At 37.0% G+C, this 18,332-nt stretch carries 21 protein-coding genes and 1 pseudogene; 14 read left to right on the top strand and 8 right to left on the bottom strand.

Features of this window, described 5'->3' with window-relative positions:
- Nucleotides 1-999 (bottom strand): NAD-dependent epimerase/dehydratase family protein, encoded by a 999-nt coding sequence (locus VZD24_RS06165; RefSeq protein ID WP_342687037.1) that lies wholly within the window; start codon nt 997-999, stop codon nt 1-3.
- 166 nt (nt 1,000-1,165) lie between these two features.
- Between VZD24_RS06165 and tyrS the strand changes: the two genes are divergently transcribed.
- Complete coding sequence (tyrS, locus tag VZD24_RS06160; RefSeq protein ID WP_342687038.1) at nt 1,166-2,464, top strand: tyrosine--tRNA ligase; 1,299 nt, start codon at nt 1,166-1,168, stop codon at nt 2,462-2,464.
- 258 nt (nt 2,465-2,722) lie between these two features.
- Here tyrS and VZD24_RS06155 read toward each other — a convergent pair whose 3' ends face one another.
- Entirely contained in the window at nt 2,723-3,697 is a 975-nt protein-coding gene (locus VZD24_RS06155; RefSeq protein ID WP_342687039.1) for a LuxE/PaaK family acyltransferase, read from the bottom strand.
- A gap of 92 nt (nt 3,698-3,789) precedes the next feature.
- Nucleotides 3,790-4,767 carry a T9SS type A sorting domain-containing protein gene (locus VZD24_RS06150; RefSeq protein WP_342687040.1) on the bottom strand — a complete coding sequence of 326 codons (978 nt, stop codon included), beginning with the start codon at nt 4,765-4,767 and terminating at the stop codon, nt 3,790-3,792.
- A 243-nt stretch (nt 4,768-5,010) separates the two neighbouring features.
- On the opposite strand from VZD24_RS06150, the gene VZD24_RS06145 reads away from it, so the two are divergent.
- Complete coding sequence (locus VZD24_RS06145; RefSeq protein WP_279449291.1) at nt 5,011-5,691, top strand: response regulator transcription factor; 681 nt, start codon at nt 5,011-5,013, stop codon at nt 5,689-5,691.
- Nucleotides 5,692-5,697: 6 nt separating this feature from the next.
- A complete protein-coding gene (locus tag VZD24_RS06140) occupies nt 5,698-6,735 on the top strand; it encodes a sensor histidine kinase (protein WP_342687041.1) in 1,038 nt (345 codons plus the stop codon).
- Here VZD24_RS06140 and VZD24_RS06135 read toward each other — a convergent pair.
- Nucleotides 6,709-7,776: a glycosyltransferase gene (locus VZD24_RS06135; protein WP_342687042.1), complete on the bottom strand. Its 1,068-nt coding sequence runs from the start codon at nt 7,774-7,776 to the stop codon at nt 6,709-6,711. The two genes, VZD24_RS06140 and VZD24_RS06135, sit on opposite strands and share 27 nt — an antisense overlap.
- Before the next feature lie 66 nt (nt 7,777-7,842).
- Between VZD24_RS06135 and trmB the strand changes: the two genes are divergently transcribed.
- From trmB to VZD24_RS06095, 8 genes and pseudogenes are all read left to right on the top strand, one after another.
- On the top strand, nt 7,843-8,517 hold the full coding sequence (gene trmB / locus VZD24_RS06130; protein ID WP_279449288.1) for a tRNA (guanosine(46)-N7)-methyltransferase TrmB: 675 nt from the start codon (nt 7,843-7,845) through the stop codon (nt 8,515-8,517).
- A 38-nt stretch (nt 8,518-8,555) separates the two neighbouring features.
- Nucleotides 8,556-9,182 carry a LysE family translocator gene (locus VZD24_RS06125; protein WP_342687043.1) on the top strand — a complete coding sequence of 209 codons (627 nt, stop codon included), beginning with the start codon at nt 8,556-8,558 and terminating at the stop codon, nt 9,180-9,182.
- 1 nt (nt 9,183) lies between these two features.
- Nucleotides 9,184-9,507, top strand: coding sequence for an MGMT family protein (locus tag VZD24_RS06120; protein WP_342687044.1), 324 nt, complete (start codon nt 9,184-9,186; stop codon nt 9,505-9,507).
- 235 nt (nt 9,508-9,742) lie between these two features.
- Complete coding sequence (locus tag VZD24_RS06115) at nt 9,743-10,882, top strand: Mrp/NBP35 family ATP-binding protein (RefSeq protein WP_342687045.1); 1,140 nt, start codon at nt 9,743-9,745, stop codon at nt 10,880-10,882.
- 1 nt (nt 10,883) lies between these two features.
- Complete coding sequence (locus tag VZD24_RS06110; RefSeq protein ID WP_279449284.1) at nt 10,884-11,126, top strand: NifU family protein; 243 nt, start codon at nt 10,884-10,886, stop codon at nt 11,124-11,126.
- Nucleotides 11,127-11,193: 67 nt separating this feature from the next.
- Nucleotides 11,194-12,246 carry an NAD(P)/FAD-dependent oxidoreductase gene (locus VZD24_RS06105; RefSeq protein WP_342687046.1) on the top strand — a complete coding sequence of 351 codons (1,053 nt, stop codon included), beginning with the start codon at nt 11,194-11,196 and terminating at the stop codon, nt 12,244-12,246.
- Between the two features lie 59 nt (nt 12,247-12,305).
- Nucleotides 12,306-12,635, top strand: coding sequence for a 2Fe-2S iron-sulfur cluster-binding family protein (locus VZD24_RS06100; RefSeq protein ID WP_342687047.1), 330 nt, complete (start codon nt 12,306-12,308; stop codon nt 12,633-12,635).
- 121 nt (nt 12,636-12,756) lie between these two features.
- Nucleotides 12,757-12,897, top strand: a pseudogene (locus VZD24_RS06095) (di-heme oxidoredictase family protein); the annotation flags it as partial.
- Between the two features lie 10 nt (nt 12,898-12,907).
- Here VZD24_RS06095 and VZD24_RS06090 read toward each other — a convergent pair.
- From VZD24_RS06090 to VZD24_RS06075, 4 genes are all read right to left on the bottom strand, one after another.
- Nucleotides 12,908-13,600, bottom strand: coding sequence for an SGNH/GDSL hydrolase family protein (locus VZD24_RS06090; RefSeq protein ID WP_342687048.1), 693 nt, complete (start codon nt 13,598-13,600; stop codon nt 12,908-12,910).
- A gap of 159 nt (nt 13,601-13,759) precedes the next feature.
- Nucleotides 13,760-14,938, bottom strand: coding sequence for an acyl-CoA dehydrogenase family protein (locus tag VZD24_RS06085; RefSeq protein WP_279449280.1), 1,179 nt, complete (start codon nt 14,936-14,938; stop codon nt 13,760-13,762).
- Nucleotides 14,939-14,988: 50 nt separating this feature from the next.
- Complete coding sequence (locus VZD24_RS06080) at nt 14,989-15,207, bottom strand: hypothetical protein (protein ID WP_342687049.1); 219 nt, start codon at nt 15,205-15,207, stop codon at nt 14,989-14,991.
- A 71-nt stretch (nt 15,208-15,278) separates the two neighbouring features.
- Nucleotides 15,279-15,647, bottom strand: a complete 369-nt coding sequence (locus VZD24_RS06075) for a helix-turn-helix transcriptional regulator (protein ID WP_342687205.1) — start codon at nt 15,645-15,647, stop codon at nt 15,279-15,281.
- A 624-nt stretch (nt 15,648-16,271) separates the two neighbouring features.
- On the opposite strand from VZD24_RS06075, the gene VZD24_RS06070 reads away from it, so the two are divergent.
- From VZD24_RS06070 to VZD24_RS06060, 3 genes are all read left to right on the top strand, one after another.
- The gene (locus VZD24_RS06070) at nt 16,272-16,544 is read left to right on the top strand and encodes a hypothetical protein (protein WP_342687050.1); all 273 of its coding nucleotides are present in this window, start codon (nt 16,272-16,274) and stop codon (nt 16,542-16,544) included.
- A 168-nt stretch (nt 16,545-16,712) separates the two neighbouring features.
- On the top strand, nt 16,713-17,213 hold the full coding sequence (locus VZD24_RS06065) for a TlpA family protein disulfide reductase (RefSeq protein ID WP_342687051.1): 501 nt from the start codon (nt 16,713-16,715) through the stop codon (nt 17,211-17,213).
- 645 nt (nt 17,214-17,858) lie between these two features.
- Complete coding sequence (locus VZD24_RS06060; protein WP_279449275.1) at nt 17,859-18,311, top strand: hypothetical protein; 453 nt, start codon at nt 17,859-17,861, stop codon at nt 18,309-18,311.
- The last annotated feature ends 21 nt before the right edge of the window (nt 18,312-18,332 follow it).

The raw sequence follows: 18,332 nt of genomic DNA, 5'->3' as shown, positions 1-18,332 counted from the left end.
CTATTTGTTTTCATCTGTTACGCGCTTAAGCGTGTCGTCTATATGGGTAAATTGAAAATTAATGGCGTTTTCAATTTTTGATGCATCGTATCGCGAATCTTTAAACATAGAGCGAACCATCGGTTTTACTAGGTTTCTCTTGGTATTAAACAATTTACTTGCAAGCCAATCCATCGTACTTAAAAAATACATTAATTGGCGGGATAATTTTTTAGTGGGCGGTTTTTTGCCAAATAATCGTGTTAATTTTGAAAGTAAATCTTTGTACGATATATTCTCGCCTACCAACACATATTTTTCATTGCTTATTTCAGAATTCATCAAGGCAATCATTGCGCGTACTACATCTTTTACGTCAACAATTCCCATAGTTCCCGAAGGATAATACGATATACCTCGTTTCGCTAGTGAAATAATACGGCTGCTTCCACCATCCTGTGGCGATGTACCTAAAATAATTCCGGGATTTACAACTATAGCATCGAGACCTTCCTGGGTTCCGCGCCAAACTTGCATTTCGGCAGCGTATTTTGTAATGGCATATACATTGTTTTTTTCATCGGGATTCCACAGCGTTTCTTCATTTACAGCTTGTTTGGTCACACTGCTACCCAAGGTTGCGACAGAACTAACATAACATAGCTTTTTAACAGAGTTTGATAAGCACAGATTTACGATGTTTGTTGTTCCTTCTTCATTAATCTTTTTTAAAAGTGAATACTTTGAAGCTTCAAAATTAATTGTGGCGGCACAGTGATAAACGGTGGCAACATTTTTAAATGCTTCGGTAAGCGCGGGTATATCTATTATATCTGCCGCTACCCATTCAATTTTATTAAAAAGCAAATCTACTTCCGAAGTATAGAGTCCAAATACTTTTTTTACGGCATTTATATCGCTACTCTCTCTGTATATAGCGCGTACAGGAGCATCTTCTTTTAATAGAAAATACAAAAGGTGCGAACCCACCAAGCCTGTACCACCGGTTACTAAAATCATTATGCGAAAATACTCTTTTTGAAATCTATTTCGAAATTGAAATTAAAAAGCAAGCCTTAAAAATAGATATCGTATTTAAACATTTCTTAAATATGTACGGAAGCATCGTAATTCAGGTCATATTTCTAAATTGAGAACCTTATCTTTGCACAAAATTTTTATAAAAATGAAGCTGAAAAATTTCGTAGAAGAACTACAATGGCGAGGCATGATACACGATGTAATGCCCGAAACCGAAACACACCTTATGGAATCTATGCGGTCTGCTTATGTGGGCTTTGACCCAACGGCAGATTCCCTGCACATTGGTAATTTGGTGCCTATTATGCTCTTGTCGTTTTATCAGCGCTGCGGCCATAGACCAGTTGCCTTGGTTGGTGGAGCCACTGGAATGATTGGCGATCCATCAATGAAGAATAGCGAACGAAATTTATTAGATGAAGAAACGCTAAAAAGAAATCAAGAAGGTGTTAGAAATCAATTGTCGCAATTTTTAGATTTTTCTTCGGGAGCAGAAAATCAAGCTGTACTTGTTAATAATTACGACTGGATTAAAGATTTTTCGTTCCTAGATTTTATTCGGAATGTGGGTAAACACATTACCGTTAATTATATGATGGCAAAAGATTCGGTAAAAACCAGATTGAGCGGCGAAAGTGCAGATGGACTTTCGTTTACCGAATTTACCTATCAACTAATTCAGGGATACGATTTTGTTCACCTTAATCGAAACCTAAACTGTACCCTACAAATGGGCGGCAGCGATCAATGGGGCAATATTACCACCGGGACTGAACTTTTAAGAAGAATGGACAGCACCAAAGGGTATGCCTTAACCTGCCCGTTAATTACTAAAAGCGATGGAACCAAATTTGGAAAGAGTGAGGGAGGCAACGTATGGTTAGATGCAAATAAAACGTCGCCGTATAAGTTTTACCAATACTGGCTGAATACGAGCGATGAAGATGCCGAAAAATATATTAAGGTTTTTACATTTTTAGATAAAGAAACAATTGAAAATTTAATTGTTGAACATAAAGAAGCTCCGCATTTGCGCCTGCTACAAAAGCGCTTGGCTCAAGAAGTAACTACAACGGTACACAGTGCCGAAGAATATGAAAAAGCCGTTAAAGCTTCCGAAATTTTATTTGGAAAGTCCACCTCTGCAGATTTAAAAACTTTGGATGCAAAAACCTTTCTCGATGTTTTTGAAGGTGTGCCACAAGCAGATGTTTCAAAGGAAGATTTAGCCAATGGAATTGATATTATTGGGGCACTCGCCGAAAATACGGGGTTTTTAAAATCGAACGGGGAAGCCCGCCGAGCTTTAAAGGAAAATTCAATTTCGGTAAATAAAGAAAAAGTCACAGACAATTTTACAGTATCGGAAAACGATTTAATAAACGGTCAGTTTGTATTGCTACAGCGCGGCAAAAAAAATTACTTTATTATTAGGGCCGTATAATTTTTAAAAGTATTTGTTTGTAAATCTAAGCAAGCTATTTAATCTATTTTATTGCAGCTTGGACTGCACATTCGTTTTAAACAGCTTTCAAAATTTTTTGGGCTATTTATAGTAAAAATCCCCGGCAGAACCTGCACGGGGATTTTCAATTAACTAACCAACCAAATTATGAAAAATCATCACTTTTTCACACTGGTTTGGTCGGAGTATTTACGAGTTACTTACATTGAAATTCAAGCGTTTGTGTTAAACTTTTCCCTATAAAACCATAAGATTGCATCCGCGAATATCACTGCTGTCAAAACGCCCAATAATTTCAAAAGAGCCATCGTCTGCCGTTTTTCCTAAATCTTGAGTTGCAATAAAAGCACAGGAATAAAGGTTTGCTAAATCAATAACATTAATTCCTCCAGTTTTTCCAGAAGTATAGGTAAACGCATCCTCGGTGTCGCGCGTTAAAATTTTCATCCACGGAGGACAATTAAAAACACCTTCACCTGTTGAATACGCTTGCGAAAGCAACTCGGTCATTCCATATTCACTGTGAATTGTAGAAACGCCGAAACCTTCTTTTAAAATTTCGTGTAATTCCTCTTTAATCATTTCCTTTCGGCGACCTTTCATGCCGCCGGTTTCCATAACGATAGTGTGCTCAAGCTGAAAGTTTTGCTTTTCAATTAAATCGAGCAAAGCATACGAAACCCCGATTAATAAGGTTTTTTGATGGGTTTTTTCTAAAACTTCTAATTTGTTTATCAATGCTTCCATTTCGTATAAATAAAAGCCACTCTGCGTATTGTTGGTTTTTTCTATTAAGTTTTCAACCATATAAATTAGCGAAGATCCTTCGCGTTCCAAATAGGAAGGCAGCAAGGCTAAAATTGTATAATTTTCGGGCTTGCCGTATTGTAGCTCGAACGCTTTTTGAAAGCTCTTTTCGTACACTTTTAAGTCTGAAACAAAGTGTTGGCTCGTTATACTTCCGGTAGTGCCGCTACTTGTAAAAATGGTATCTTCCGAAGTGTTTCGGGCTATTATTTTATGGCTCTTAAAAAATTGAATAGGCAGAAAGGGAATCTGCTTTAGGGTTGCTACTTCGTGAACTTTTGTATTTAACAGATCGCAGAAATTATGATATACGGGTACATTTTCATACTGAAATCGAAAAACTTCTAGGGCAAGCTGCTCAAATTCTTCGGAAGATTTTATATTGAAAATTTCTTTTTCAAACATATTTAATGTGCCCAAAATTTTATTCAAAAATAGGCAAATAAAAAAGCTTCCGCCGAAACCGAAGCTTTAAAAGTTGTATTATAATTTACCCCTTAGTTTACAACCAGTTTTTTTGTAGCCGAATGGTTGCCTTGTTCAATTTTAAAAATATAAACACCACTGTTAAGCTTTGAAATATCTAATATTTCGCCCCGTAGTGCTGTTTTTAATACAAGTTTTCCGAGTACATCATAAATAGAAATATTCTTTATCCCTTGGGTTGCCGAGCGAATGTTTACAACTCCCTTGGTTGCAGGATTTGGAAATAAATTAAATTGATTGGCGCTTTGTTCAGGTACGCCTGTTGTGCTCACATACATAACATTGTCAAACCAAAATGATTCTCCACCGGCATTGTTTCTTCCTTCAATTACAAGTTGAACAACACTAGATGGTACTGCTCCAAATACATTTTGCCATGATAACTCGTATTGGCCTGTGGTTGTATTAAACGGTACTAAATCGTCAAGATCTGTTCCCGTAGAATTAAAAAGGTCTATTTCGGTGCTATTTGTAATGTCTTTTATGTAAATACGCAATCGGTCCGAGCCCGATTCGTTTGTTGTGCCGTCGCCTTCGTAATTGCCATTGGCAGGATTGCTGCTATTGATTGCTATTAAAAAATCTACCGAAATCGCGGGAGTAGTTACGCCGGTTAAATCTACCTGATCAAACTCCAAAATATAATTACCGTCTATATCGCTCATTCTATAGCCGTTTTCACCAGCTGTAAACGGAACTTCGGAAGACGGTTTTTTATCGGTTACCCCTACGTCATCCCCATCGGATAGTCCCACGCCGGGTGAGTCGTACGGTGTGTATCTTGCATCAAAGCCCATTTCTCCACCCATACTTGCAAAATCTACAAGCGGTTGGCTGGCGTTGTTTATTAAATCGTGTGCAATATTCGGATCGCCAGTGTCCGTATATTTTCCAGTAAAAGTGTCTGGCTCCTCAAAACTGGTTCCCGCAACTTGAGCGAAAGAAACGGAGGCCAATAAAAGAGCCACAACTGCTGTAGTTTTTTTCATCGGAAAAAGTTTAAGGGTTATATACAAATATAATTCATTATTTTAACCTAACCAATTGGCAGTGAGGTGCAAGGCTCTGTTAAGCTATTGTAATTACAACCGCGCAATCAGAATTTTTTTCATATTAATAAAAGGTTATCTTATGGTTAACAATAAGTATGCTAAACATTAGCTCACATTAAATAATAGTATCTTTGAAATGTTAAATTGAGAAATACTGCTTCGCAAAAAGATTTATAAAAAATGAAAAAAAAGGATATTACAATTTTGTTGGTAGACGATGAACCAGACATTCTTGAAATAGTAAAATACAATCTAACTTCCGAAGGTTACACGGTTGAAACTGCCGAAAACGGATTGGAAGCAATAGATAGAGCAAAACAAATAAAGCCCCAATTAATCATTATGGATGTAATGATGCCGAAAATGGACGGTATGGAAGCCTGCGAAAAAATAAGAAGCATCCCTGAACTTTCTGAAACAGTAATTACTTTTTTAACCGCGAGAGGCGAAGATTATTCGCAAATGGCAGGCTTTGAAGCTGGTGCCGACGATTATATAACCAAACCAATAAAACCGAAAGTACTTGTAAGCAAGGTGAAAGCACTGTTGCGCAGGTTTAAAAAAGAAGATGAAGAAGAGAAAATTAAACTGGGAAATCTAACAATTAATCGCGAAGAGTATAAAATTATGCTCGGTAAAAAGGAGTTGATTTTACCCCGAAAAGAATTTGAATTATTGGCGCTACTGGCTTCTAAACCAGGAAAAGTGTTTAAACGCGAAGTAATTTTAGACACAATTTGGGGCAATGATGTTATCGTTGGCGGGCGAACTATCGACGTTCACATTCGGAAGCTTCGCGAAAAAATTGGCGACGATAGGTTTAAAACCGTAAAAGGTGTTGGTTACAAATTTGTTGTTTAATTCCCGATGAAGTATACCCGAAAATATAACTTTGCTGCTTCTACTTCGCTGCTCATCGCCTTGTTTTCTACTTTGGCGACGGGTGTGTTTTTATATTTTTTAATAGAAACGGTTTCACTCTGGCTACTTTTATTTTTTGTTATATTGTTTCTGTTTTCGTTTTTCGTACTTCAACATAGGGTTGAGAAATTTATTTTTCACCGAATAAAAAAAATATACAAAGACGTTCGAATTTTAAACGAGAAAGATTTCCCCAAACCTTCCGTAACTACAGATATGGAAGTGCTTACCCGCGAAGTTGAGAATTACGTGAACGTAAAAAAACTTGAAATTGAAACCCTAAATGTTCGCGAAAATTATCGAAAAGAATTTATGGGAAACGTTTCGCACGAACTTAAAACGCCGTTATTCACAGTACAAAGCTATATCTTAACCTTGCTAGACGGCGCAATGAAAGATAAAAAAGTGCTCAAAGAATACCTTCGAAGAGCGAACAAAGGCGTGGAAAGGCTTATCTATATTGTAAAGGAATTAGATATGATTGCAAAATTAGAAGTAGGTGGCCTTGTGCTGAATAGAGAAAATTTTGACATTATAACTTTGGTTCAAAATGTTTTTGATTTGCTTGAAATGAAAGCTAAAAAGAAAAATATCTCCCTTGTTTTCGATAAAGAATACCCAAGCCAGATAGTAGTAAATGCAGATAGGGAGCGAGTAGAACAGGTGCTCACAAACCTTATTGTAAACTCCTTAAAATATGGAAAACAGGACGGAACCACCGAAGTAAGTATTGAGAATATTTTAAAAAGTAAGGTGCTAGTAAGGGTTACCGATAACGGTGAAGGAATTTTAAAAGAAAATATTCCGCGTATTTTTGAACGTTTTTATAGAATAGATAAAAGTGGCTCAAGAAAGGAGGGCGGAAGTGGCCTCGGACTTTCAATTGTAAAACATATCGTGGAGGCTCATAATGAAAAAATTTATATCGAGAGTCAGTTTGGTGTGGGTTCAGAATTTTCATTTACTCTCGAAAGGGGAAAATAATTTGGTATAATTAATTGGCGGATGTGCTAGTTTTTTTAAGCCTTTGTACACCAAAATTTTATTTAGTAATTCTATTTTAAAATCCTGTTGTTTACACGATGGCGCAATGCCCAAATAATGCAATCGTTTTGCCAAATACTCCTGCTCATATTGTCCGGGTGTAGGTACGAAAAAAACCTTTTTTTCAAGAACTGTTAAATCCATGATGGTAGTATAACCAGATCTAGCAACTATTATTTCACTTTCGTTTATCGTAGCTTCCAATGCGTCGGTTTGCAAATAGTTTACTGCTTTAATGTTTCCAAAGTCATCCCATTTTTCAACATTTTCTACAATACCGCGAACCATTAGAATGCGTTTTTCACTTTCTTTAAAAGCGTTTATTAAAAGTTTTTCAAATTGAGTGCGCTGTGGTTCGGGACCGGAGAGCAACAATAAAATATCTATGGTTTTGGGCAGCTCCTTTTTTTTCATTCGGCTTAATACACCCATGTACTCTACCGGAAACGGCTCGTTGTTTAAATGGCCCAATTTTCCGCTGAGATTCATAATTAAATCAGGTACGTCCGGCACCCAACAGCTGCTGAATTTCTTAATTATTTTTTGATGGATTCTGCTACTAAAATACGTTGTGCTTCCGGTTAAAACGCGAAGTTGATGAGTTATAAAAATTGAAGGAATGGTGCTATTTCTTATGCCAAATCGGTTGTCGCTTATTATACCGTGTATTTCCCTTTCCGACATTAATTTTTTTATAAACCTATTTTCTGCGATAATGGTTCGCCGTAATTGTGGAAGTTTTAAAAACATTTTCCATTTAAAAAATATTTGCTTTTCGGGATATGTAATATTGTAGGAAGGAAGTTCAAAAACCTCTAAATACGGAAATTCTTTTTCTAGCAATAATAATGCAGCTCCATCTGAAGCAATTAAAACATTAAAGTTTTGTTTAAGCAACGCGCGAATAATTGGGATACAACGCGTAGCGTGCCCAAGACCCCAATTTAAGGGCGCTACCAAAATTGTCTTCTGCTGCGGCATAAAACAAAGGTAGCAATAATTGCAGCAGCATTTTATTTCCTTAATTTTACCGAAAATTTGAAAATTTTGGGAAGTAAAAACAAACTGAGACGTTTTAAGGAGAATGAAACTTTTAAAAATGTAGTACAGCCTTCGCGGGAGGAAGTGCAAAACAACTCGCTGAAGTTAAAGGGTAATTGGCGGAAAGGATTTTTTAAAAATGAAAACCCACTCGTGCTAGAACTTGGCTGTGGCAAAGGAGAATACAGTGTAAGTTTGGCAAAAGCCAACCCGAACGTAAACTTTTTGGGAATAGATATTAAGGGCGCCCGTTTTTGGCGTGGAGCAAAAACTGCCTTGGAAGAAAATTATACAAACGTTGGTTTTCTTAGAACGCAAATAGAACTCGTAGATCAGCTTTTTGACGAAAACGAAGTAGATGAAATTTGGATTACATTCCCCGATCCCCAAATAAAGTTTAAACGCACTAAACACCGCCTCACAAATCAGGATTTTCTGAATAAGTATAAAAAGATTTTAAAGCCAGATGGGGTAGTTCATCTAAAAACCGATAGCGAATTTATGCACGGTTATACACTTGGATTATTGCACGGATTGGACGAAATAATAGAATACGCTCACCACGACGTGTACGGAAGCGATGGCGCTCCCGAAGCTGTAACGGCTATTCAAACCTTTTATGAAAACCAATATCTTGAAAAAGGAAAAAAAATAACCTATATCAGGTTTAAATTCCGTTAGTTAAAATTTTATTATATTCACAGAAACTAAGGCCCTAAATGGCAATTTTTTACAACTTACTTATAGGTTTATTTGGGTCATTTATTGGGGTGTTGCCGCCTGGATTAATAAATATGTACGCGGCAAAAATAAGTATGAAAGAGGGGCGAAGAAAGGGCTTCCTTTTTTCCATTGGCGTTTGTATTACAGTGATGATCCAAACCTATGTAGCCTTGATTTTTGCAGGATATATAGGCAAACATCCGGAGATTGTAAGTCTGCTTCAAAAAGTTGCTTTGGGTATTTTTATAAGCCTTACCATTTACTTTATGTTTATTGCGAAAGACACACGAAGAGAAATTCGCGATCACGGTGAAAATTCAAAAAAGAATCGTTTCTTTTTAGGTATTTTTATTGCAATGCTCAATCTACTTCCAATTCCTTATTGGATGTATATTAGTATTACATTTTCTACTTTTGGCGCTTTTTCATTTTCACAGCCAGCGTTATTGTTAGCGGTTATCGCAGCTGGGCTGGGCACATTTGGGAGTTTGGCACTTTACGTTCAATTTTTTAGACCTAAAGAAGATTCCCGTAAGTTAAAGCTAAATATGAATTATGTAATAGGGATAATTACCGCTATTATCTCTGCAATTACACTACTGAAAATTATAAAACAAATGTAACGTGGCCGACCCGAGTTTTTTTGACAAAGTACATTCGGTCGTAAAATGCATTCCTTTCGGAAGGGTTACATCGTATGGTGCAATAGCAAATTATTTAGGTGCTGCCGGAAGCGCTCGGATGGTGGGTTGGGCTATGAATGCGAGCAAAAAACACGAGGTTCCTGCACATCGTGTGGTAAACCGAAACGGATTGTTAACCGGGAAGCATCATTTTCAGGGCACAAACCTAATGCAACAGCTTTTGGAAAATGAAGGAATTGAAATTGTGGATAATAAAATCCAGAATTTTGAAAAGCACTTTTGGGATCCGATCAAGGAGCTTTAGTAGGGAAATTACAAATTGCAAGCATCAAGTTTTAACCAAACTAATCCGGCGTTTTAAGAATTGGAAGTATTAAATTGTTGAAATTTTCAATACTTTATTATTTCCTAATTTTTAAAAAATTTACAAATAATAGGAAATAATTTCACTGAAACTTCCTAAAAACTACCACTGTATACTGCCAACTTATTTTAGTATATTTGCACTTTAGAATGAATCTAAATATTACATATATACAATGAGCATTTCAAAACAAAATATCCTTCAAGCACTTGAAACCATTACTGTTTCTGGCGAAGGAAGAAATATGGTAGCAAGTGGTGCCGTGCAAAATGTCGTTACATTTGCAGACGAAGTTATTGTAGATTTAAAACTATCTACCCCTGCACTTCACATTAAAAAACGCGCTGAGGCAGATATTATAAAAACCATACATGAAAAAGTAGATACAACGGCTAAAGTAAAAGTAAATATAAAAGTTGAAGCGCCTGCTAAACCGCAAAATCCAAACTTAATAAAAGGAAAGCCAATTCCTGGAATTCAGAATATTATAGCAGTAGCTTCCGGAAAGGGTGGCGTTGGTAAATCTACTGTAACGTCAAATTTAGCGGTAACACTTTCAAAAATGGGCTTTAAAGTGGGTATTCTAGATGCCGATATTTACGGACCTTCCATCCCAATAATGTTTGATGTGGCAATGGAAAAACCACTATCGGTTAATGTTGGCGGAAAAAGTAAAATGAAACCGATTGAAAATTACGGAATTAAAATTCTTTCCATTGGCTTTTTTACGCAACCCGATCAGGCTGTAATTTGGCGTGGACCGATGGCCGCCAAAGCATTAAACCAACTTATCTTTGATGCCGCTTGGGATCAACTAGATTTTATGTTAATAGATCTTCCTCCAGGAACAGGCGATATTCACTTAAGCATTATGCAGTCGTTGCCAATTACCGGCGCAGTTGTAGTAAGTACTCCGCAAACCGTTGCCTTGTCTGATGCTAGAAAAGGTGTGGCAATGTTCCGCCAAGAAAATATAGATGTTCCCGTTTTGGGAATTATTGAAAATATGGCCTACTTTACTCCTGCGGAACTTCCAGAAAATAAATATTATATATTTGGAAAAGAAGGTGCAAAACATTTGGCGGGCGATTTAGACGTGCCATTTTTAGGTGAAGTGCCGTTGGTACAAAGCATTCGTGAAGCAGGTGACGTTGGAAGGCCAGCAGCTTTGCAAACAGCTACGCAAACCGAGGAAGCTTTTGAAACAATAACCAGAAATGTGGTAGAAGAAACCGTGCGTAGAAACGAAAATCTACCTCCAACCGAGGCAATAAAAATTACAACAATGGCAGGTTGCAGTGCCGTAAAAAAATAATATGACAACCCAAGAACTTACACTAAAAGTAGAGCAAGCATTAGAAGAAATAAGACCGTTTTTACAAAACGATGGTGGCGATATTTTGCTCGTGTCCATAGAAGATGATAAAATTGTAAATGTACAATTACAGGGCGCTTGTGTGGGTTGTTCGGTAAACCAAATGACCCTAAAGAGCGGGGTAGAAATGACCATTAAAAAATATGCTCCACAAATAGAGAAAGTTGTGAGCATTACCCAGTAATGACAATCGTCATTTTATTCTACCATTTTCTAAATTATTTTTGAACACAATTAAGAGATCGTCTTTCATGATAAAAACAGATATACTCATAATAGGTGCTGGTCCTACGGGACTCTTCGCTGTTTTTGAGGCCGGATTACTAAAACTAAAATGTCATCTAATCGATGCACTTCCACAAGCGGGTGGGCAGTGTACAGAAATATATCCCAAAAAACCTATTTACGATATACCTGGATTTCCAGAAATATTAGCGGGCGATTTGGTAAACAATTTAATGAAACAGATTGAACCATTTCAGCCTGGATTTACATTAGGCGAACGCGCAAATACAATAGAAAAATTAGAAGATGGCACGTTTGTAGTAACTACCGATAAGGGCACAAAACATCACGCGCCAATAGTAGCTATTGCTGGTGGCTTAGGTAGTTTTGAACCACGAAAGCCTCCCATTACCAATCTTTCAGATTTTGAGGATAAAGGTGTAGAATATATTATTCGAAATCCCGAAATATACCGCGACAAAAATGTGGTTATCTCTGGCGGCGGTGATTCTGCCTTAGATTGGAGTATCTTTTTAACAGATATTGCTAAAAGCGTAACGCTTGTTCATCGAAGAAACGAATTTCGCGGTGCCCTAGATAGCGTTGAAAAGGTGCAAGAATTAAAAAATTTGGGAAAAATTGAATTAATTACACCCGCCGAAGTAATTGGTTTGGTTGGAGGTAATGGTTTGGAAGAGGTAGTTATAAAACGAGGTGCTGAGGTTTTTAATCGAGAGTGCGACCATTTTATTCCCTTATTCGGATTGTCGCCAAAACTAGGCCCAATTGCCGACTGGGGACTTGAAATTGAAAAAAATGCAATAAAAGTGAATAATGCATTAGATTATCAAACTAATATCCCCGGAATCTATGCCATTGGCGATGTTAATACATATCCCGGAAAGCTCAAATTAATACTTTGCGGTTTTCACGAAGCAACTTTAATGTGCCAAAGCGCGTACCAGCGTATTTTCCCTGATAAGCGATATGTTATGAAATACACTACTGTTGGCGGGGTAGAAGGCTTTGATGGCAGTAAAAAGGAAGCGCCAAAGGCAGTAATTAAATCAATAGATTAATATACCTAAAAAAATGCCTCCTCGGGTTTAAAACATTTAATGCACTGGAGTCTGTACCAATGAAAGATATTAAAGTAACTATTGTAGATCGTCATGGGGTAAAACATAAAGTTGATGCTCCCACAGATATGAATATGAACCTGATGGAAATAGTTAGATCGTACGAATTAGCGCCAGAAGGAACCATTGGTATTTGCGGCGGAATGGCCATGTGTGCCTCCTGCCAGTGTTACGTTGAAAGTCCCCACCAACTTCCCGAAATGAGCTATGATGAAGATTTAATGCTTTCAGAAGCTTTTAACGTAAAAGAAAATAGCCGTTTAAGTTGCCAAATATTTATAACGGAAGAACTCGACGGACTTGAAGTAGAATTAGCCCCCGAAATGTAATCACAACTTTAAGGATTTCTTCAAAAACCATCCGGTTCTTTAATAGATACTTAAATAGATTTTCCGGCATTTGCCCAACTTTCACCGCGTTTGGCATCGCCAGTATTCGAACTTGGACTTTTTCTTGCACGACGGAAGAGCAAAGAAAATTACCGAAGCTATATTATGGCATGGAGGAGAAGCAGAATCGTCTAAAAATGAATTCAAAAATCTTCCTACTTCTGAAAGAGCAGATTTATTGAAATTTATAAACTCGCTCTAGGATTTATCAATTATTTTAAAATATTCTTGGCGACCTGAAATAGCTTATCTACAAACTTTTTGTAAGCAACTTCCGAAGGATGCAAACCATCCGAAGCTATAAGCGCGGGATTTTCCAAACCTTGCTGTGTTATTGGAGTAATATTTGTAAAAAGAACGCTTTTTTCCTTTGCCTTTCTTTCGGCGTAAGCGTTGTATTTTTCTAGTTCCTTTGAAATTTTTTCAGCTTTTTCAGATTTCTGTCCAAACGGTGTAAAAGCATAATCTGGAATTGAGAGTACAATTACATTTTCAGTTTTTCCTTTTGCAAATTCAATTGCTTTTTCAAGTAATTCTGAAAATTCTTCTTCATAAACTGAAAAGGGTTTTCCTTGGTACTGATTGTTCACACCTATAAGTAAGGTAACCAAATCGTAATTTTTTGGTGGATTTTCATTGACGATTGCAGTAAGTAAATTGGTTGTTGTCCACCCAGTTTTGGCAATTATTTTAACCGTGGTTTTTTTCTTCAATACGGCGTTTAAAGAAGCGGTTAATTGTTTTGGGTAATTACAACTGTCGCAAACACTTTCGCCTATAGTGTAACTATCTCCAAGTGCTAAATATGTATGTGTAGTTTCTTCAGAAGAAAGGGTTTCTTTTGAAATTGCACAGGAAATTGTAATTAGGGTAAGTAGCGCTATTGCATTTTTAAAAAACATCATTTTTGTATTTTCAGTTTATAATAATACGATAATTGCTGCGAATGAGGTTTGTAATCCTTCATATATCGACAAGCATATTCTTTTCGAAAAATTATATATTGAAAAAACAAAGCCACGACTTTCCAGTAAAATCGTGGCTTTGTTAAAATAATCGTGCTACTATTGAAAAGCGTTTAGTCCTGTAATATCCAAACCAGTTATTAACAAGTGAATGTCGTGTGTGCCTTCATAAGTTATTACACTTTCAAGGTTCATCGAGTGGCGCATAATGCTGTATTCGCCAGTAATACCCATTCCGCCTAACATTTGTCGCGCTTCGCGAGCTATGTTAATTGCCATATCTACGTTATTTCGTTTCGCCATTGAAATTTGTGCGCTCGTAGCCGTACCTGCATTTCGCATAACGCCCACACGCCAAGCCAACAATTGGGCTTTGGTGATTTCAGTAATCATTTCGGCCAATTTTTTCTGCTGAAGTTGGAATTGACCAATTGGTTTTCCGAACTGGATTCTTTCTTTTGAATAACGAAGTGCCGTATCGTAACAGTCCATTGCAGCACCAATGGCGCCCCAGGCAATTCCATAACGGGCCGAATCTAAACAGCCAAGCGGTGCTCCCAAGCCTGATTTATTTGGAAGTAAATTTTCCTTCGGAACTTTTACGTTATCAAAAATAAGCTCGCCCGTTGCCGAAGCACGTAGCGACCATTTGTTGTGCGTTTCTGGTGTGGAAAAGCCTTCCATCCCACGTTCTACAATTAAACCATGGATTCTGCCTTCTTCGTTTTTCGCCCAAACTACGGCAACCTGTGCAAAAGGAGCATTGCTTATCCACATTTTGGCGCCGTTTAAAAGATAGTGGTCGCCTTTGTCTTTAAAATTGGTGGTCATTCCGCCGGGATTGCTCCCGTGGTCCGGCTCGGTTAAACCGAAACAGCCCATCCATTCGCCCGATGCAAGTTTTGGCAAATATTTTTTGCGTTGTTCCTCGGTTCCGTATTTGTAAATAGGATACATAACTAAAGAAGATTGCACAGAGGCGGTACTGCGAACGCCACTATCGCCGCGTTCAATTTCCTGCATAATCAATCCATAGGAAATTTGGTCGAGCCCCGCCCCGCCATATTCCTCGGGAATATAAGGGCCAAAAGCACCAATTTCAGCAAGACCGCTGATTATTTGTTCTGGGAATTCTGCCTTTTGGGCATATTCCTCTATAATGGGAGATACGTCACGCTTCACCCAATCGCGGGCGGCTTGGCGTACCAGTTTGTGTTCATCGGAAAGTAATTCGTCAAGATTGTAATAATCTGGAGCTTCAAATAAATCTGGTTTCATGTATAAGTAATTTAAAGGAATACAAATGTAGAAATCACAACTATATAGACCTACATTTTCAGGTAAAATTCCCGTATAAGATTTTTGTATTCCTCCGTATACTTATGGCGTGAAGTTTCAATGGTAAGATTTTCTATTTTTGGAGAAATTTTTTCGAAAGAAAACTCCACCATACTTCTTTTTTCTTCGGCCTGCCCGCCGTGGCGGGAAGTTTCAGTGCCCCGAACCCTGCAAATCCTATTTGGAAAAAGGTTTACTTCCGAAGCCATTTTTATAAAATTTTCTTCTTCTTTCCGTGGAATTAGGCCTTATTGGAGAAATTTAGAGATGAGAAAGACTGTTACTTATCATTTTTACTTTTCAGTTTGCGTTGGAGCACTTCAACCTGTTCCTTGAGTTTTAGATTTTCTTCTTTCTTCTCCAACAACTCTTTTTTCAGAAAACCGTTCATTTCTTTTATCTCCTCAATTAGCCTATCGGAAATAAAATAAATAACCTGGGCCATATCGTCCTGAAGATGGTGGTTGTGCTTTGTGGTGCTACTTGTTTCCAAAATCTCTTCAATGGGAACATTAAAATGAGCTGCTATTATTTCACACTCTGCTTCCGTGAATGGTGCAAAGCCTGTTTCCTTGCGTTGGTACTGAGGTTGGGAAATACCCAGCAAAGCTCCCATAGCTTCTTGGGACATTCTTCTGTCCTCCCGCAGTTTTCATAGTTTTTTGTGCATAATTTCTTGATTTAGGGCAGGGGAGCATTCTCAAATGTATTTAATAAAGACCTAAAAATCAAGTATAATTTATTATGGATTATGCGAATAATTTGTATGATGTTGATTATCAGAAAAATGGGGGGGGGTAAAAAATATTTTTGAAGACGTTTAATTTTTTTGGGAGAACTACCGCTTGGTATTTTAGTGACAATGCGTTAACTTTATCTTAAGTTTTTAATGTATATCAATAAAAAATCAACAATCATCTAAATTAAGTTACCTATCATAGAATAAATACTAAAAAAAGAGAAAGCCCTTACAAGGTAAGAGCTCTCACAGTCCCGCAAAAACCAATGTTTTAAAGATTGGAAGTGTAACGAAACCTTCACGAAACCCAAAGTTACATATTTATCATTAAAACACAAATGGTTTTTGCCCAAAAAACGCTGAAGCCGAAAAGCGTACAGAGTAGGTGTTTTAATTTTTAAATTATGTAATTATGAAAAATTTAATTCTATCCTTGATGGCCATAGAATAAGTGGAGTTAACTATGGAGCGATTAATAAAAAGGACAAAACTATAAAATATGATGCTGGACATGAAATCTGTGTTACAATAGATTTGATTTTAGTAGAAGTAACTTATTGTTATTCTTGGGAAGATGAGGGAGGAAACGGTAGTTGGAAACCATTGCTTGAAGCAAATAAAAATACTACTGGGGATATTGTTACTCAAGGTGCAAACGCTTATTTGGTTATTCATGGATTCAATAATCAATTGACAGGAGTTAAAGTTACTGGTGGTAAGTATGATATGCCGAATGGCTATGAGACTGTTCCAGGTGAGTATGTGATTCGCAACGGCGATTTGAAAGTTCTACTGAAAAAGAAATAATTACGAATAAAAGCACCCTTCAAACAATTTTGTTTGAAGGGTGCTTTATAATCCAAATAGAATTATGCGATCAAAATTTTTAAAAGGATACGTTATAGGGCTAATTATTTCTATAATACTCATTGCAGTTATTGCTTTGACATTGGGAAATTTTAAAATAAGTTAGAAATGAAAAATATAAATTTCATATGGGGGGTGTTATTAGGATTTTTGACTCCTATAATAATAGTAGGTACTTTTATACTATTTTATAATAAAAAGATCGAGAGACCTATAGTAATGGACATCAATTCTCTGGAAATTATAGGAACAGATGGAACATCTTTAAGATTAAATACTATTAATGAAAACGGTTTGCTGATCAATTTCTGGGCCACTTGGTGTGCACCTTGTATAAGCGAAATGCCCTTTTTTCATGAAATAGAAAATGAAGAAAAAATAAAAGTAATTGCACTGTCAAATCAAAAAATGGATATTATTAGAAAGTTTGTTAAAGAAAATGAATACTCCTTTATGATTGCGCAGTATAGAGTTAGCAATGACGAAATTATCAATGTGCTGCCAACAACGGTATTGTTAAACCAAAATCAAGAGGTTGTCTGGTCCAAAAGCGGTTCAGTAACTAAAACCGAATTAAATAAGGCTATTAAAATGCTTAATAAGCAGTAATTGTTTCAATTAACTTTTAACCCATACGTTATGAAAGTTTTTCTATCCTTAAAACATTGGCAACTGTTCCTTTTAATTTATTGCCTGCCCCTTGCTTTGTTGGCGGGTATGATTGGGTACATGATAATAGTCGGAGGCGGCACTTCGGAAGCACTCCTTTTCTATAAATTATTCCTGTTGGGCTTTTTAATTTCAATGGGTATTTATTTTTATTGGCTTTGGTCCCTTGCAAGCTTTTTCACCAAGAAAAATCCCAATGTACACAGAAAAACCAGACTTAAATTTCTGCTGTTACTCGCTTTTCTGTTGTATGTAGCGGTGAATCTGTTGCTTTATTTGAACATTGATACTTGGGCGTTGGAGGGGAATATGCAAAACTATTTTAAGATAATAATAATTATAACAATGCTGGGTTTTGTATTTGTGGTGTTATATCTCTATTGTCTTTATAGGATCGCAAAGATTTTTAAGACAGCCCAATTGGGAAAAACTGCCTCTTTGTCCGAATTCATTTTGGAACTTTTGCTATTGTGGTTTTACCCCATAGGAATATGGATAATCCAGCCCCGGTCAATAAAATGTTGAAGAGAGAAATGTAAAACTATTTGACCAAAAAATTATTCGCTTAAAAAACAAAAAAAAAAAATGAAATCAAGACTATACTTAACATTGGTTATCTTGCTGCTATATGCAACATTCGCGACCTACGCACAATCCGCAGCCCCAATTGGCTTTGACATCCGCGGAAGGGATTGCAGCGGTGGCCTTGGCCTTTGCAGCGCAAATAAAATGAGCAGCCCAAACAATAACATCTCTATTCAAAAGACAGGTGAAAATGTCTTTGTTTTGGCAATAAATCGCTCTTCATTGTCCGGAGCTGAACAGACCAGTATTGCAGGACAACCCTTTTCCGCATTTCAGGCCAATCTCCCTACATCATTTACGCAGACAGATGATTTAATCTTCGATAGCGAGGTAGTGCAGGCTTTAGGGCTCGTCCCAAAATACAAGTTGCTAAAAAAAGGCAGCTATCCTATGCAAATAGAAGAAAATGTCGTAAAAATAACCCTGACCCTCGCAGAGGTCGGTAAACCCTAAACCCATGAAACGCGCATTGGT

The organism is Aequorivita flava (genome assembly GCF_038742595.1).
Lineage (GTDB): Bacteria > Bacteroidota > Bacteroidia > Flavobacteriales > Flavobacteriaceae > Aequorivita > Aequorivita marisscotiae.
Note: the sequence above shows the minus strand (reverse complement) of the source record. Positions and strands in the feature narration are given on the sequence as shown.

Bases quoted from the DNA above. Each gene is read 5' to 3' on its own strand.
- VZD24_RS06165 (WP_342687037.1), bottom strand. From the start codon at position 999: ATGATTTTAGTAACCGGTGGTACAGGCTTGGTGGGTTCGCACCTTTTG.
- tyrS (WP_342687038.1), top strand. From the start codon at position 1,166: ATGAAGCTGAAAAATTTCGTAGAAGAACTACAATGGCGAGGCATGATA.
- VZD24_RS06155 (WP_342687039.1), bottom strand. From the start codon at position 3,697: ATGTTTGAAAAAGAAATTTTCAATATAAAATCTTCCGAAGAATTTGAG.
- VZD24_RS06150 (WP_342687040.1), bottom strand. From the start codon at position 4,767: ATGAAAAAAACTACAGCAGTTGTGGCTCTTTTATTGGCCTCCGTTTCT.
- VZD24_RS06145 (WP_279449291.1), top strand. From the start codon at position 5,011: ATGAAAAAAAAGGATATTACAATTTTGTTGGTAGACGATGAACCAGAC.
- VZD24_RS06140 (WP_342687041.1), top strand. From the start codon at position 5,698: ATGAAGTATACCCGAAAATATAACTTTGCTGCTTCTACTTCGCTGCTC.
- VZD24_RS06135 (WP_342687042.1), bottom strand. From the start codon at position 7,776: ATGCCGCAGCAGAAGACAATTTTGGTAGCGCCCTTAAATTGGGGTCTT.
- VZD24_RS06125 (WP_342687043.1), top strand. From the start codon at position 8,556: ATGGCAATTTTTTACAACTTACTTATAGGTTTATTTGGGTCATTTATT.
- VZD24_RS06115 (WP_342687045.1), top strand. From the start codon at position 9,743: ATGAGCATTTCAAAACAAAATATCCTTCAAGCACTTGAAACCATTACT.
- VZD24_RS06110 (WP_279449284.1), top strand. From the start codon at position 10,884: ATGACAACCCAAGAACTTACACTAAAAGTAGAGCAAGCATTAGAAGAA.
- VZD24_RS06105 (WP_342687046.1), top strand. From the start codon at position 11,194: ATGATAAAAACAGATATACTCATAATAGGTGCTGGTCCTACGGGACTC.
- VZD24_RS06100 (WP_342687047.1), top strand. From the start codon at position 12,306: ATGAAAGATATTAAAGTAACTATTGTAGATCGTCATGGGGTAAAACAT.
- VZD24_RS06090 (WP_342687048.1), bottom strand. From the start codon at position 13,600: ATGATGTTTTTTAAAAATGCAATAGCGCTACTTACCCTAATTACAATT.
- VZD24_RS06085 (WP_279449280.1), bottom strand. From the start codon at position 14,938: ATGAAACCAGATTTATTTGAAGCTCCAGATTATTACAATCTTGACGAA.
- VZD24_RS06080 (WP_342687049.1), bottom strand. From the start codon at position 15,207: ATGGCTTCGGAAGTAAACCTTTTTCCAAATAGGATTTGCAGGGTTCGG.
- VZD24_RS06065 (WP_342687051.1), top strand. From the start codon at position 16,713: ATGAAAAATATAAATTTCATATGGGGGGTGTTATTAGGATTTTTGACT.
- VZD24_RS06060 (WP_279449275.1), top strand. From the start codon at position 17,859: ATGAAATCAAGACTATACTTAACATTGGTTATCTTGCTGCTATATGCA.